The 13,844-nt window shown below is 67.0% G+C and carries 14 protein-coding genes; 3 read left to right on the top strand and 11 right to left on the bottom strand.

Going from position 1 to position 13,844, the window contains the following annotated elements; genetic code table 11:
• Positions 1-19: 19 nt before the first annotated feature.
• Together ASC77_RS20795 and ASC77_RS20790 are read right to left on the bottom strand one after the other, a co-directional pair.
• Positions 20-490: a cupin domain-containing protein gene (locus tag ASC77_RS20795; protein WP_200945077.1), complete on the bottom strand. Its 471-nt coding sequence runs from the start codon at positions 488-490 to the stop codon at positions 20-22.
• Positions 491-607: 117 nt separating this feature from the next.
• Positions 608-1,825 (bottom strand): alcohol dehydrogenase catalytic domain-containing protein, encoded by a 1,218-nt coding sequence (locus ASC77_RS20790; protein ID WP_200945076.1) that lies wholly within the window; start codon positions 1,823-1,825, stop codon positions 608-610.
• Between the two features lie 156 nt (positions 1,826-1,981).
• Here ASC77_RS20790 and ASC77_RS20785 point away from each other — a divergent pair, with 156 nt between their 5' ends.
• Positions 1,982-2,944, top strand: a complete 963-nt coding sequence (locus tag ASC77_RS20785; protein ID WP_056157359.1) for a LysR family transcriptional regulator — start codon at positions 1,982-1,984, stop codon at positions 2,942-2,944.
• A 15-nt stretch (positions 2,945-2,959) separates the two neighbouring features.
• Here ASC77_RS20785 and ASC77_RS26320 read toward each other — a convergent pair whose 3' ends face one another.
• From ASC77_RS26320 to ASC77_RS20770, 4 genes are read right to left on the bottom strand one after another with little or no spacing between them, the layout of a single operon-like run.
• On the bottom strand, positions 2,960-3,829 hold the full coding sequence (locus ASC77_RS26320) for an NAD(P)-dependent oxidoreductase (protein WP_156391213.1): 870 nt from the start codon (positions 3,827-3,829) through the stop codon (positions 2,960-2,962).
• Positions 3,830-3,876: 47 nt separating this feature from the next.
• Positions 3,877-5,319 carry an aldehyde dehydrogenase family protein gene (locus tag ASC77_RS27625; RefSeq protein WP_056157357.1) on the bottom strand — a complete coding sequence of 481 codons (1,443 nt, stop codon included), beginning with the start codon at positions 5,317-5,319 and terminating at the stop codon, positions 3,877-3,879.
• 17 nt (positions 5,320-5,336) lie between these two features.
• Positions 5,337-6,527 (bottom strand): acyl-CoA dehydrogenase family protein, encoded by a 1,191-nt coding sequence (locus ASC77_RS20775; protein ID WP_056157354.1) that lies wholly within the window; start codon positions 6,525-6,527, stop codon positions 5,337-5,339.
• Positions 6,524-7,729, bottom strand: coding sequence for a CaiB/BaiF CoA transferase family protein (locus tag ASC77_RS20770; RefSeq protein ID WP_235547860.1), 1,206 nt, complete (start codon positions 7,727-7,729; stop codon positions 6,524-6,526). The genes ASC77_RS20775 and ASC77_RS20770 overlap by 4 nt, the downstream gene beginning before the upstream one ends.
• 115 nt (positions 7,730-7,844) lie before the next feature.
• Here ASC77_RS20770 and ASC77_RS20765 point away from each other — a divergent pair, with 115 nt between their 5' ends.
• Entirely contained in the window at positions 7,845-8,513 is a 669-nt protein-coding gene (locus ASC77_RS20765) for a GntR family transcriptional regulator (RefSeq protein WP_056157352.1), read from the top strand.
• A 16-nt stretch (positions 8,514-8,529) separates the two neighbouring features.
• On the opposite strand, the gene ASC77_RS20760 is transcribed toward ASC77_RS20765, so the two are convergent.
• Positions 8,530-9,375 (bottom strand): 3-hydroxybutyryl-CoA dehydrogenase, encoded by an 846-nt coding sequence (locus ASC77_RS20760; protein WP_321163716.1) that lies wholly within the window; start codon positions 9,373-9,375, stop codon positions 8,530-8,532.
• A 413-nt stretch (positions 9,376-9,788) separates the two neighbouring features.
• Positions 9,789-10,001: a hypothetical protein gene (locus tag ASC77_RS20755; protein ID WP_056157350.1), complete on the bottom strand. Its 213-nt coding sequence runs from the start codon at positions 9,999-10,001 to the stop codon at positions 9,789-9,791.
• Positions 10,002-10,774: 773 nt separating this feature from the next.
• Between ASC77_RS20755 and ASC77_RS27895 the strand changes: the two genes are divergently transcribed.
• Positions 10,775-10,942 carry a zinc-ribbon domain-containing protein gene (locus ASC77_RS27895; protein WP_082575127.1) on the top strand — a complete coding sequence of 56 codons (168 nt, stop codon included), beginning with the start codon at positions 10,775-10,777 and terminating at the stop codon, positions 10,940-10,942.
• A gap of 83 nt (positions 10,943-11,025) precedes the next feature.
• Here the strand turns inward: ASC77_RS27895 and ASC77_RS20750 are convergent, their stop codons facing one another.
• Genes ASC77_RS20750 through ASC77_RS20740 form a run of 3 tightly spaced genes read right to left on the bottom strand, consistent with a single transcriptional unit; the run spans position 11,026 to position 13,756 of the window.
• On the bottom strand, positions 11,026-11,841 hold the full coding sequence (locus tag ASC77_RS20750; RefSeq protein WP_056157348.1) for a metallophosphoesterase family protein: 816 nt from the start codon (positions 11,839-11,841) through the stop codon (positions 11,026-11,028).
• Positions 11,838-12,245: a hypothetical protein gene (locus ASC77_RS20745; protein ID WP_056157346.1), complete on the bottom strand. Its 408-nt coding sequence runs from the start codon at positions 12,243-12,245 to the stop codon at positions 11,838-11,840. Before ASC77_RS20745 ends, ASC77_RS20750 begins: the two co-directional genes overlap by 4 nt.
• Positions 12,242-13,756 carry a hypothetical protein gene (locus tag ASC77_RS20740; RefSeq protein WP_156391212.1) on the bottom strand — a complete coding sequence of 505 codons (1,515 nt, stop codon included), beginning with the start codon at positions 13,754-13,756 and terminating at the stop codon, positions 12,242-12,244. Before ASC77_RS20740 ends, ASC77_RS20745 begins: the two co-directional genes overlap by 4 nt.
• Positions 13,757-13,844: the final 88 nt, after the last annotated feature.

The raw sequence follows: 13,844 nt of genomic DNA, 5'->3' as shown, positions 1-13,844 counted from the left end.
CAGGTGAACACCAGTGCGATCAGCCCTCGGAGGCGCCGGTCAGCACGAAGGCCACGGTGGCGGGCTGGTCGGACTTGTTGCGCCATGCGTGACGGCCGGCGAGTTGGACGATGGTGTCGCCGCGCTCCAGCTTCGTCTCCTGGCCGCTGCCGAGCTCAAGCCAGATCTCACCGTCAAGGACGATGCCGAAGTCGACGCTCTGGGTGCGGTGCATGCCCGGGACCTCAGGATCCATGGCGACGGCGAGGTCGGGCAGGTACTGGCCGAACTCGGCACCTGCCTTCGCGCCGTCGAAGCCCGGCTCCATCGCGAGCGCGTCAGGTGCGTACTGGACGACGATGAAGCTCGCCCCGCCGGGCGCTGGGAAGATCGGCCCGCTCTCGCTCGTGGTCTCCTCGGCCGGAACTGCGGTCGAGGGTGCCTCCTGGTTGAACCAGACGCGGGCGTGAGCCTGTCCAGGAAGGTGCTGGTACTCGTGGGAGTGCGGCACGACGCCGTCCGACAAGAAGACCGCTTGACCTGAGGAGTCGTTGCCTGCGACAACACGCCTGACGTTCATGGTGAATCTCCAGATTCAGTGGGTGGGTGGGTGGGTGGGTCGGCTCGGTCAGGGGACGATGACGTAGTTGCTGAACCCGCCGTTGCGGTTCTTGAAGACGGCGAGTGCGTTGTTCACGTCCTCGAGTTCGAACACCTCATGCTCGAGTGCGGAGAGGTCAACGGCGCCGCTCTCGGCGAGGGCGGCCATCTCCTGACCGTCGGCAGGGGTGAACCAGAGGGAGCCGAGAACGTTCTGGTCGCGATCGAGGACCTCGTGCAGGTTGAGCGGGATCTCTCCCGCGGTCGCACCGATGTTGACGTGGGTCCCACCGCGGCGCAGAGCTCCGAACGCGTCGAGGAAGCTCGACTGCGCAGCGCCGGGGCCGAGGGCGTCGACCACAACGTCGGCCCCCTCGCCGTTGGTGCGGTCGTGGACCCAGTCGGCGACGCTGGTCTCGCTCTCAAGGGAATGCACCTCGACGCGACCCGGCGCCAGTGCCTCGACCTGGCGGAGGAGGTCGACGTCGCGACCAGTGCCGAAGATCTTGCGCACGCCCAGCGCCATCGCGAAGAGCACGACACCGATCCCAAGGGTTCCGCTGGCGCCATTGACGAGCACCGTGTCGCCCGCCGACACGTCGGCCTTACGCAGCGCGCGGTAGCCCGTGCCGAGATAGCCCCAGCGTGCGGCGGTCTCGAAGGAGACGTTATCGGGCAGACTGACCAAGCTGTACTGGGGGGCCGTCATGTAGTCGGCCAGGCCGCCGTACGGGTAGTCCTCGAACATCTTCTGCGACTCGGGACTGAAGCCGAAGTAGCCGTTGAAGGTGTAGTACTTGCAGGCGGCCGGGTTGCCCTTCTGGCAGGGCCGGCACGTTCCGCAGTAGCGGGCAGGGTTGACGTACACCCTCTGGCCGATCTCGACGTTGTGGACCTGGTCGCCCTTGGCGACGACGACGCCGGCGGCGTCTAGTCCGAAAATGGCGGGCAGCGAGGGAAGCGAGAGGTGCGGGAACCAGGTGCCGATGTTGTTGAGCACGTTGCCCAGGTTGGGCACGATGCCGCACGCCTTGACCTCGACCAGGACGTCGGTCGTACGTGGTGTCGGGATCTCCAGTTGGTCGATCGTCAGGGGTTCGCCGACGGTGTGCATGCGCGCCGCGCGCATCGTCTTTGTGTTCGCCACAGTTCTGTCTCCGCTCCGGTCCGGTTGGTGCCGCGTGACCGTTGATGGCCAACGGGTTCGAGATCGCAGTAGCCGGAGGGTGTCCCGGGGCTGCTGCATGCGGCCTGCTCGACCTGCGCTCCGCGAGGCGAGTCCGCCCAGTGTTGCCCTCGTCACAAACGCGTGTAAAGCGGTGAGAAGCCCTCTAGAAGTTCGGGGGAATCGAAGTTAGGTTTGGGCCAGCGACGTGCTGGATCCAGGGAGGTCATCGACGCCGTGAACCCTTCGCCGCCGTCCTTCACTCTGAGGCAGCTGTCCTACCTGGTCGCAGCGTCTGACGCCGGCACGATCGTCGCCGCCGCAGAGCGTATGCACATCTCCCCATCCGCGATGTCGGACGCCATCACCGAGCTCGAACGGCTGCTCGGCACCCAACTCTGCGTACGCCGCAAGGCACAAGGCCTGACGTTGACCAGCGCTGGTATTCGAGCGGTGGAGGACGCACGACGCCTTCTGCACGCAGCGGATGAACTGAACGTCGCCCTTCACGCGGGCGGCACGAGGCTGGCCGGACCACTGGCGATCGGTTGCTTCACGACCATCGCGCCGACGGTGTTACCTCCGTTGCTCACCTCGTTCGCAACCGAACACCCAGGGCTGGATCTCGAGACGATGGAAGCGACCCAGGACCACCTCGTCAACCTGTTGGACACCGGTCGACTGGACATCGCTTTCGCCTATGACGCATTCATACCGGGGAACACGCCGCGGGAGAAGATCTTCGAGTTGCGTCCGCACGTGCTGCTCCCAGTCGACCACCGCTTGGCCGATGCTCCAGCCGTGCACCTCGAGGACCTGGCGGACGAGGACTTCATCATGCTCAACGCGCCACCGTCGACAGACCACGCCTTGGGCCTCTTCGCGGAACGTGGGCTGACTCCGAAGATCCGTCATAGGACTGGCAACCCCGACGTCGTCCGTTCGCTTGTCGGCAGGGGCCTCGGCTATGGACTGCTGCTCCAGCAGTGGCCCGACTACTCAAACGTCGGCGACTTCCCGACGGTGCGTCGAGAGCTCCTCTCTGACATTCCTACGATCGCGGTCGTCGTCATGTGGTCCGCGGCGCTCGGACTGACTAGTAGGGCTCGAGCGGCGGTGGAGTTCGTGCGGACCGTTTCGTGGCCGGTCGTACCGCCACTCCCAGCAGATGCTGGACGAGGAACGGTATCTCCCGGCTAGCTGGCTCTGCTTGCCCTAGTTGGCACCAGCATCGCCACCAGGCAGAAGTTCGTCGAGTACATCCCCCAGGGTCACCTCGCCTGAACTCGGCCCGTCGCCTGACAGTGCACGCTCATAGATCCATGCAGCCGCTTCGTGGAACCCGTGAGGTAGACCAGCATCGCGGAAGGTTTCTGCGACTGCCCGCATCTCGAAGGCCCATCGCCATCCCTTGCGTGCCGCGGCGTTTGCGGCCGCGTGGACCTTCGTCCCAAGATCAGGCTGGGACCGACCCCACTCAGCGAGGAGGTCCGACTCGACCCCGTGAGCGCGAGCTGCGGCGAGCCCGGCTAGCAGGAGGGCCTGGTTGCCCTTGGTCCAGGAGGCGTAACACATCTTCAGAGCCGACGCTGCTGATGGGCCTTCGAGCGTGATCGCCTCGACCGGTCCGCCGCCGAGGACCTGAGCGGCTGCTTGGGCAGCCGGGCCTGAGAGGAAGAGGCGCACGGGTCTCCCCTCGGTCGGGGGTTCACCGACCACACTACCGTCGACGAAGCGGCCACCGCCACCTTCGACCAAGGCTCGCAGCTGCGTCGACTGTGCCGGCGAGATCGCGTTCGCGTCGACGAAAACTCGTGCTCGATGACCGATCGTATGAGCGACATCGGCGGCTGCGTGGGGTGGGACGATCGAGATCACCAGGTCACACTCAGCCACCAGGGTCGCCAGGTTTCCGACGTCCTCGAGCCCCGCTCGGGTGGCGCGATGTCGTGTGCGGTGTCCCCGCGACTCCGAGGCCCAGATCACCCGATGGCCACGCTGGACGAAGCAGCGACCAAGCGCTGCACCCATGTCGCCGGGATGGACGATCCCGATCGTTCGTCGATCTGCCGCTGCGTCTGCCAACGCCGACTCCTGTCGTGGGGTCAAAACTGGTGGTGCCGGGCTCGGTTTCAGGTGACCGCCCCAGATGCGACGTACGCGGTCTTGACCTGGGTGAAGAACTCGCGAGCCTCCTCACCCTGCTCGCGCGGGCCGAACGACGAGGCTCCGCGGCCACCGAACGGGACATGGAAGTCGACCCCCGCCGTTGCCAGATTGACCATGACCATGCCCGCCTCGGCGCGCCGCCGGAAGTCGTGGGCGGCAGCGAGCGAGGTGGTGATGATGCCGGCCGTCAGCCCGTATGGGGTGTCGTTCGCGACCGCGAGGGCCTGCTCGTAGTCCTCGACCTCGATGACCGAGGCGACTGGCCCGAAGACCTCCTCGCGGTTGATGGCATCTTCCGGGTCGGTGCCCAGCACGAGCGCAGGGCGCATGAAGAATCCGTCAGTCGGGGCGGCCTCGAGCTGGCCGCCGACCACCTCGCGGCCGGCGTCCGCCGCCTCGCTCACATACCGTCGGTCCTGGTCGAGCTGGTCCCGGTCTACGACCGGGCCCATGTCGATCCCGTCCTCGAGCGCGTGACCCACTCGCAAGCCCGCCATGGCGACGCTCAGGCCGTCGACGAACCGGTCGTGGATCCCCCGGGTGACGATCAGGCGGGAGGAGGCCGTGCAGCGCTGGCCGGTCGATCCGTAGGCGCCAGCGAGCGCCTGGGTGACCGCGACTTCGATGTCGGCGTCGTCGAGGACGACGAGGGGATTCTTGCCGCCCATCTCCAGCTGCGCGCGGATGCCCGCTGCGCTGGTGCGCTCTAGCACCCGGCGACCGGTGTCCTCGGATCCGGTGAACGTCACGGCGTTGAGCCCGACTGAACCGGTCAACACGTCGCCGATCTCCCTGCCGCGGCCAAGGACCAGGTTGAGCACGCCGTCCGGCAGGCCGGCGCGGTGCAGAATGTCGACGAGGTGCCAGGCTGAGGCCGGCACGGCCTCTGCCGGCTTGAGGACGACGGTGTTGCCGTAGGCGAGTGCCGGCGCGATCTTCCATGCGGGGATGGCGATCGGGAAGTTCCACGGCGCAATGACGGAGACCACACCGACCGGCTCGCGCGTGATCGAGACCTCGATGCCTGGGCGGACGGAGTCCAGCAGTTGTCCCCGGTTGCGGATTGCCTGTCCGCCCTGGAACTGCAGAATCTGGGCCGCGCGGCGGACCTCGCCGATCGCCTCAGGAAGTGTCTTGCCCTCCTCGCGGGCGAGGACACGTCCGAGCTCGTCCGCGCGACGCTCGATCTCGAGGCCCGCGATTGTGAGGATCTCGCCGCGTCGAGCACCGGTAGTGGACGCCCACCCCGGAGCCGCGGCGACCGCTGCCTCGATGGCCTGGTGGGCGAGGTCCTCGCTCGCGGCTCCCCAGGAAGCGACGACGTCGGTCGAGTCCGACGGGCTGAGGTCGTGGTGGACCGGGCCACCCTCGATCCGCTCACCGCCGACGAAGTGGCTGAGGGTCATGATCCCCGTAGCCGACGTCACCGGAAGGCCGCGATTCCGGTCATGGCCTGGCCGATCGCGAGCGCATGCATCTCCGAGGTGCCCTCGTAGGTCAGGACCGACTCGAGGTTGTTCATGTGCCGGATGACCGGGTACTCGAGGCTGATGCCGTTGGCGCCGAGGATCGTGCGGGCCGTTCGGCACACCTCGAGCGCCTCGCGGACATTGTTCAGCTTGCCCAGGCTGACCTGTGCTGGGAGCAGGCCGCGGGCGTCCTTGGTGCGACCGAGGTGCAGCGCGAGCAGTGTGCCCTTGACGACCTCGACGGTCATGTCGGCGAGCTTCTGCTGGGTGAGCTGAAACCCGGCGATGGGCTTGCCGAACTGGGTGCGTTCGCTGGCGTACGCGAGGGCTGCCTCGAGGGAGGAGCGTGCCGCTCCGATCGCTCCCCACACGATGCCGTAGCGCGCCTCGTTGAGGCAGCTCAGCGGGCCCCGCAAGCCGACGACCTCGGGCAGGACGGCGTCAGCGGGCAGGCGGACCGAGTCGAGCACGAGCTCGCTGGTCACCGATGCACGCAGCGACATCTTGTGCTTGATCAGGGGAGCACTGAAGCCAGGGGTGTCGGTTGGCACGACGAAGCCACGGATGCCCTCGTCGGTCTGAGCCCAGACGATGGCCACGTCGGCAACGGAGCCGTTGGTGATCCACATCTTGCGGGCGTCGAGGATCCAGTCGTCGCCGTCGCGGCGGGCGCGGCTGCGCATCGAGGCGGGGTCGGACCCGGCATCGGGTTCGGTCAGTCCGAAGCAGCCGATGGCGCGGCCCGCTGCCATGTCCGGCAGCCACCGCTGCTTGTGCTCCTCCGAGCCCCAGCGGTGGATCGCGAACATCGCCAGCGACCCCTGCACCGAGACCAGCGATCGGAGGCCCGAATCAGTCGCCTCGAGCTCGAGGCACGCCAGTCCGTATTCGGTGGCGCTCATCCCGCCGCATCCGTAGCCCTCGAGGTGCATGCCGAGCACACCGAGTTCGCCGAGCTCGAGCGCCAGGTCGCGGATCCCGGGGATGGTGCCCTCCTCGAACCAGGTCGCGATGTGCGGCTCGACGCGGTCGTCGCAGTAGTGCCGTACGGCGTCACGGATGTCGCGCTCGTCCTGGCTCAGCACGACATCGATGCCGGCCGGGTCTGCGGGGTTGAATGTGAGGTTCCTGGTCGTGGCGCTCATAGGTGCTCCTGGTTGTTGACGGCGTCCGAGGTGGGGGTAGTCAGCCAGCGTCGGACGTCATCGTCGTGTTGGCCGAGGGTCGGAGGTGGGGTGGGGTGTGCGGGCTCGAAAGCCGAATAGTGGATCGGGTGAGCGACCTGAGGGGGTTCGCCATCGACATCGACGAGAGGGTCAAGGCCCAACGAGACGGCCAGGTCGATCCCATGAGCGATGTCCTTCACCTCACCAGCAGGCACGTCGGCGACGGTCAGCACCGTTTGCCACTCGGCAGCGGTGCGAGCGGCAAGTCGGTCCTCGAGCAGCGCGACGAGCTCGTCACGGTGCCCAACGCGGGCGCCGTTGGTCGAGAAGCGATCGTCACCGGCCACACGCGGAAGTCCGAGCACCTCGCACAGGCGCTGGAACTGTCGATCATTGCCACACGCCACCGCGAGCAGACCGTCGGCACAGCGCAGGGTCTCGTAAGGTGCTATCGACGGGTGTCGGTTGCCCAGGCGGTGCGGCGAGGTTCCCGTGGCCAGGTACGAGCTGGCCTGGTTGGCGAGCGACCCGATGAGGCTCTGCAACAGACTGACCTCCACGTGCTGGCCGAGCCCAGTCAGTCGCCGTTGGTGGAGAGCAGCCAAGATTCCGATCACGGCGTCCTTGCCCGTGAGGACGTCAACAAGTGCGACCCCAACCTTCTGCGGGTCGCCGCCAGGTTCGCCCGTGATGCTCATGAGCCCGCCCAGCGCCTGCACGACGAAGTCGTAGCCCGGCAGGTGAGCGCCGGCCCCGCTGCCGAAGCCCGTGATCGAGCAGTGGATCAATCGCGGGTTGACCACTCGATTGGCGACCGGGTCGAGGCCGTACTTGTCCAAGCCTCCCGATCGGAAGTTCTCCACCAGCACGTCGGCACGACGAACGAGCTCGTGAGCCATTGCGAGGTCGGCGGGCACCCGCAGGTCCAGCGCGATGCTCTGCTTCGAGCGGTTCGCGGAGCCGAAGTAGGACGACCCATTCCGCGTCCAGGGAGGTCCCCAGCGCCGCGTGTCGTCTCCGCCGTCGGGATGCTCGACCTTCACGACGGTCGCACCGAGGTCGGCCAGGGTCATCGTCGCCAGCGGCCCGGCGAGGACCCGGCTGAAGTCAGCGACGACGAGGCCCGTCAACGGCGGATCGCGCAGCACTGTCGGCGCGACAGCAGTTACGTCGTCACTCACGTCATGCCCCATGCAGCGTTGCCTCGATGTTCGCGTCGAACCAGTGGAAAAAAGAGAATCTTATAAATTCTAAGGAACTGTCAAGTGGATGGGCCCTCCGCTAGGCTCAAGGGCGATGAATGGTCCTCAGCACCCCGGTACGACCCGCAGACTGACGGCGCAGCAGTTCGCGCTCGAACAGATCCGGGAGCTCGTGGCTAGTGGTCGGCTGAAGCCCGATGCGCGGATCCGGCAGGAACAGCTCGCGGCAGAGTTGGGAACGAGCGTGGTCCCGGTGCGTGAGGCACTCAAGACGCTCGAGGCCGAGGGCCAGGTGCGCTACGAGCCGCACCGCGGCTACCAAGTCGCGCGACTGAGCCTGGCGGAGCTGACCGAGACCTACCTGATCCGGCGCCTGCTCGAGGATGAGATCGTGCGCATCGCAGCGCCCCTACTCGATGACAAGCGCTTCGCCGAACTCGACCGCCTCATGCAGGCGATGGAGTCCGCGAGCGCAGCGGGCAACCCTCACCTGATGATCGCAGCGAACCGTGATTTCCACTTCACGATCTTCGGGGCGGCCAGGCACCCTCGCATGGAGGACTTCATCCGCATGCTGTGGCAGAGCACGGACGCCTACCGCTCCGTGTACTACGCCGATCGAGGTGCGCGCGATCGCGTCAACGACGAGCATGCGAGCATCGTCGCGGCACTACGCGCCGGTGACATCGACCGGGCATTGCGCGAGCTCGATGAGCACCGCGGCCACGCCGTGACCGACCTCGCGGCTCGCCTCGAAGGCTGAGTCGGACACTTTCGGCTCAGCTATAGGTGTAGAACCCGCGGCCCGTCTTGCGGCCCAGCAGGCCGGCGTCGACCATCCGCTGCAGGAGCGGCGGGGCGGCGTACAGCGGCTCCTTGAACTCGTCGTACAGCGACTCGGCGACGGCCTTGGTGGTGTCCAGGCCGATCAGGTCGGCGAGGGCGAGCGGGCCCTGCGGGTGCGCGGCACCCAGGACCAGGCCGCGGTCGATGTCCTCCGCGGAGGCGAAGCCGGACTCGAACATCCGGATCGCCGACAGGATGAAGGGGATCAGCAGCGCGTTCACCACGAAGCCCGCCCGGTCCTGGCAGTCGATCGCCTGCTTGCCGAGCGAGCCCTCGACCCAGGCACGCGAGCGCGCGGTCGTGTCCTCCGAGGTCAGCAGGGAGGGAACCAGCTCGACGAGCTGGAGCACCGGCACCGGGTTGAAGAAGTGGATGCCGATCACCTGCGTCGGGCGGCTCGTGACCACGCCCAGCTTCATGATCGGGATCGACGAGGTGTTGGACGCCAGGATCGCGTCCGGCGCCTCGACGATCGCGTCGAGGGACTTGAAGAGCGCCACCTTGGCGGCCTCGTCCTCCGCAATCGCCTCGACCACGAACTCGCGGTCCGCCAATGCCTCGAGGTCGGTCAACACTCGGATCCGGCCGAGGACCTCCTCGACCGAGTCGATCTTGCCCCTGGCGGCGGCGCGCTGCAGCGATTTCTCGAGCCGCGACAACGTCGCCTTCGCGGCGACGTCGCTCGACTCAACCACCACGACGTCCTGGCTGGCCCGCGCGCTCACCTCAGCGATGCCCGAGCCCATCAGGCCACCACCGACAACACCGATCGTCTCCACCATCGTCACTGCACAACTCGTCTCGCCTGTGGGCTCGTTGACGGGGCACGACAACTTCGCTCGAGCTCTTCCCAGAAATCGGTCGAGGCGCGAACTCGCTGGCAAAGGGTGACTCTCGGGCCCAGCACCGGAGCAGGATCGACGGACGACGCTACGGCGCTCGCTGACGTGACCGACGAGTAAGAGACTGACCTCACAGGTCCTCTGGTTCGCCAAACCGCCGTCAGGGTCCGACCTACGCACAGACGACCGGCCAGCGACGAACGCACCGCTCGACGCCATCGGGACCGTCACCGACCACCGCGTCGTGGCCACCACTCCGAGGTAACCCCAGAGATCACCACTTCATCTACGACGTCGAGTCGACCTCGGCGTAGCCCTTTCGCCGCATTGACTCGCCGGACCTGCGTTGCCTACGGGCCGCGGTTATGGCCGACGCCGTTACCCAGATCGCTGTCGGTGTCCGCCGGGATCTCCGCAAGGACCTTCAGGTTGCCCCCGTCCGAGGTGATCCAGACTCTGGATACGCCGAGGTCGCGAAGGGACTGCTCCGTTGCTGTCAGCACGCGGTCGAGAAGTGAAAGGGGCAGGTTGCCTGCGATCGTCAGGATGTGGAGCTGTCTCACGCATTGCTCCGTCCACAGCGCTACGCCCGGGGTTGATCTGCCGACCCCGCACCTGCTTCCGATAGCGGGGCCGGCAGTCGTACCGGAAGTGTCGTTCCGATCACCTGGCGTCCGTCCCGTTGAGCGACAGACCAACGGTTTGGACTGCACCGACCACTCGAGGAGGGAGGGGAATCGTGTCGGTCGGTGCATTGTCGCCGCTGGCGGCCAAGCTCGGGACTCCGGCCGCCAGCAGTGAGCCGGAGTTTAGGGACGTGAGTTGTTGTGACTGGCGGGTAGGAGATCTACCTCATAGCGGCATAGATCGTCCGGTGGAACAAGTTCATTCGTCGTATTCGGGCGTTAGCCGCAGAAGTTGTGCCGCATCATGTCCCGCTGCACGTGCCCGAGCCGGAGATCGGCTGTTTCGCGCTAGATCTGGGACGGCGACCGACGCACCAGCGTCTCGGGGAACGGAAACGTAGACCTGGTCGAGTACACGCGGTGCCGGGGAGCTTGGCCGCCTGAGCGTGCTATCCGAAGCCGAGACCGAGGTCGCACGGGCGCGCTGGTCTCGCGCTTCGCCAGCGACCGCAACGCCGGCGAAGTGATGGCGGCCCGCTCGAGGGGTCAGACCGCGTGGCTGGGGAGAAGGCGGCTCCGATCCGCACACCTAGAACGAGCCGACGACATCGACTCGGCGAACACACCAGAGCAGGAGAACCACATGCGTACCAACCCCAGCACGCGGCGCGACCCCGGGCTGCCGTTCGCACCAGAAAAACATCTTCCCGATGAAAGACGGCACATTCATCTGGTTCGACGGCTACGAGCACCACGACGTCAGCCATCACCCCGTTTGGTGGAAGTGCCCTCGCGGACACGAGTGGCAGGAGTCTCTGGCGTCGATGACGGCGCGGGCCGCAGGTGCACCACGCTGCACCGCCTGCAAGCGCCCCTGACGTGAAGACCCAAGTTCGCCGGCCGGCATCCCACGGCGTCGGTCGACGAACTCAAGGTCGTTGCCTGCACCAGAGCCCGCCTTCTATGGTCGGAGCGCGGGATCGTCGAGCGTGTCGAGATCGAGCAACCGGACGTTCCCGGCCTTGCCGTTCTTGTCGAGAGACCACACTCGGGTGTCGTGGTCGGCGCCCGGCAGACGTACCGTCGCCTGGCCGCTCACGTGATAGTGGCCATGGATATGAAGCCGCGGACGTATGCCGAGAACTGCCTCAGTGACCAGCTCCCGCCCGACGCGGGCGTAGTCGACCCCGCGATCTGACCAGCCCATCGGGTTCGAACGCAAGATCTCGCCGACCTGAGGTACGCACCAAGGCGGTCCGGGCGCGTCGTGGGTCACCATGACGTCTGCGTACCCGCCGGCGACGGTTCGGTCGACGTCGTCCTGAGTCATCTGCTCCTCCGGCCACCAGTCCTTCCCACGGGTCCTGTATTCGAAGTCGATGCTCGGAGCGCCGCCGAGCGCGACGAAGGTCCGCCGTCCCATCGTCCAGCGCCAGCCCCGCGGCAGGATGGCGATGTGATCCGTGAGGTAGAGCGGGAGAGGTGATCCGCTCTCGTCCCGTCGCTTGGGGTTTTTCCACAGCATTTGCAGCCTGGCGTGATCCTCGTGGTTCCCGTCCACCACCTTCAGAGTGAGGTCGTACTTCGCGCAGACCGCGTCGACGGTGCGTAGGTACTGCTTGCCCGAACCGCCAGGCCAGACGCCGAAGTCACCGACCTGGATGGCTGCCTGGATGCCCCTCTCGCCGAGGGACTGCAGGCGCGCGTTCGCCCACATCCGGTCACCGTGAAGGTCCCCGATCACGGCGATGACGTTGTCGAGACGCGACGCAGTCATACGCTTCGCTCTTCCGGTTCGGACGCGCCTGGTCGAGGCAACCAGGGGAAGCCTGGCCACGGCGCCTGATCGCGGTCGCGGAGGGCGTCGCCCAAGGCGTAGTGGCGCCTTCCTCCGGCACGCGGATCGATCACCCAGCCAACTGTCAGGTCCGCGCGGCGGACCTCGATGCCGAGTGTGGCGAGCATCCGGGTGCGGACAAGACGCCACCCTCGGGCGCTCATGCCCGATGACAGGAAGACCTGCTCGAGGCTCATCTGTCGCAATGGGATCGCCCAGTCCTCCCGAGCGGCGTCCAGGAGGTCGATCGGCATAGTCCTCCCGAGATGGACGTCGTGAAGGAACTCCGCGCGCAGCCGTCGAGCGTCAGCCAGGGCGCTCCGCTGGGCCGTCATGTCGCTCATGCCCTGCGCTCCTCTGGACGCTCGAGCTTGTGGCCGAACGCCGGGTCCGGGAGGGGCGGAGGCGTGACCCCGATCGGACTGGTCACGCGCTGGCGTGCAGCACGCTCCGGGCTATCGGCCGGACCGATCAGATAGGCGGGTAGGCACGTCGCGCCGGCGACGCCCTGCGATGCCCCGGTCGGCCGCCGGGCGGACCTGTCCCGCAGCGGGTCTACGTCCTGCGGCACACCGACGGCTGAACGGAGAAGGTCGGCCGACAGAACTGCCGGCGAGTGCCGCTCCCGGAGCCAGAAGGGCGTCTGGGAGAGGATCGACGCTGCGGAGATGACGGACCGGAGGGCGACGCGGGTGTCGTCGGCGAGCGGACGTTGACGTGGGTCCCACATGCGGCAGCGCGTCCACTGGGACGCCTCCCCGTTGGGCCTGTCCACCTCCAGCCACCCGAACCGCTCAGTTGCCAGATGAGGTCTTGGAAACCACTCTCTCCAGGTCGCCACACCCACGCGGTTGGCCGTACGGTCTCTTGAAGATCCGGGAAACGTCCGCACCGCTTTGCCGACCTCCCGATAGACGGTTCGGCGGACGCGATCGCCGTGCCGCAGGACCGCAGCCGGAGGTGGGGCCACCAGGAAGACAACCGTCAACCCAGACGTTTCGAGCGGACTCTCCGCGAGGACCTGCATCCAGCGCTCGACCTTAGCCGTGAACTTCTCTCCGATCGACGAGGTGATCTCGATGGCGACGCGGAGACCATCGTCCCGCACGAGAGTGAGGTCCGGGCCGCCTCGACCGGCAGATGGGTAACGGCACATAGCCGTCAGGTCAGCGAAAGACGAGAGGTGCGGCCCGAGGACCGTTCCGATCTTGAGATGCCCTGCAGCGCGCAGCGCGAGCTCGGCGCCCAGCGTGTCGTGGCGGACATGCACGGCGTTGGTCGGGAGGGGGCGTCCGCCGGTGATGGCCACTGCCTCGGCGACCGACAGCTGCTGGATCAGCCGTCGAACGATGTTCAGGTCCCCGAGCTGATAGCCGACCGTTCCATCGCGGGCTGCGCCCAGGCCCTGGCCGAGATACGGGCTCGCGATGTCGATCAGTCCTGCGGCGAACAAGTTGGCGATGAGGTCGGAGCGAGGGTCGGCGAGCGACGGCTGGTTCGTGAACGTCGCCGCCTGGTTGTTCGTGACGGAGCCGTACGACGCAAGTGCTCCCAGCAGGTGGATGGCCGCGTTGCGTCTGGCCAAGGTCTGACGATTTGGGTCGAACGTCGTCGGCGCTCGGCGATAGGCAGCGGGCAGCGCAGGCCCTCCGGCTGCCGCCATGCCTGGGGCGTGCGCGAAGCCGGTTGCACCGGGGTAAGGACCGACGTCGCCGAAGATCTCGTCGTACGGGTCCAGCGATGTCGGCGCTTGCCGATTGCCGCTCAGTCGGGTCGGAAGGTGGCCGCTGATCGGATACGACGTGGCGTCGGACAGGTGCTCTTTAGGAATTGAATCGCTCATGGCGGTGAACATGCGTATGCACAGAGGAACCGGCGGCCGGGCGCAGGAAGTGGGCCGCGATTCTGGTCCGCGAACGCTCCATCTGGGTGGATAGACCGAC

Source organism: Nocardioides sp. Root1257 (assembly GCF_001425175.1).
In the GTDB taxonomy this organism is placed as follows: Bacteria; Actinomycetota; Actinomycetes; order Propionibacteriales; family Nocardioidaceae; genus Nocardioides.
Note: the sequence above shows the minus strand (reverse complement) of the source record. Positions and strands in the feature narration are given on the sequence as shown.

Excerpts from the sequence above, each read along its gene's own strand:
- ASC77_RS20790 (WP_200945076.1), bottom strand. The coding sequence starts at position 1,825 with ATGCAGCAGCCCCGGGACACCCTCCGGCTACTGCGATCTCGAACCCGT.
- ASC77_RS27625 (WP_056157357.1), bottom strand. The coding sequence starts at position 5,319 with ATGACCCTCAGCCACTTCGTCGGCGGTGAGCGGATCGAGGGTGGCCCG.
- ASC77_RS20775 (WP_056157354.1), bottom strand. The coding sequence starts at position 6,527 with ATGAGCGCCACGACCAGGAACCTCACATTCAACCCCGCAGACCCGGCC.
- ASC77_RS20765 (WP_056157352.1), top strand. The coding sequence starts at position 7,845 with ATGAATGGTCCTCAGCACCCCGGTACGACCCGCAGACTGACGGCGCAG.
- ASC77_RS27895 (WP_082575127.1), top strand. The coding sequence starts at position 10,775 with ATGAAAGACGGCACATTCATCTGGTTCGACGGCTACGAGCACCACGAC.
- ASC77_RS20750 (WP_056157348.1), bottom strand. The coding sequence starts at position 11,841 with ATGACTGCGTCGCGTCTCGACAACGTCATCGCCGTGATCGGGGACCTT.
- ASC77_RS20745 (WP_056157346.1), bottom strand. The coding sequence starts at position 12,245 with ATGAGCGACATGACGGCCCAGCGGAGCGCCCTGGCTGACGCTCGACGG.
- ASC77_RS20740 (WP_156391212.1), bottom strand. The coding sequence starts at position 13,756 with ATGTTCACCGCCATGAGCGATTCAATTCCTAAAGAGCACCTGTCCGAC.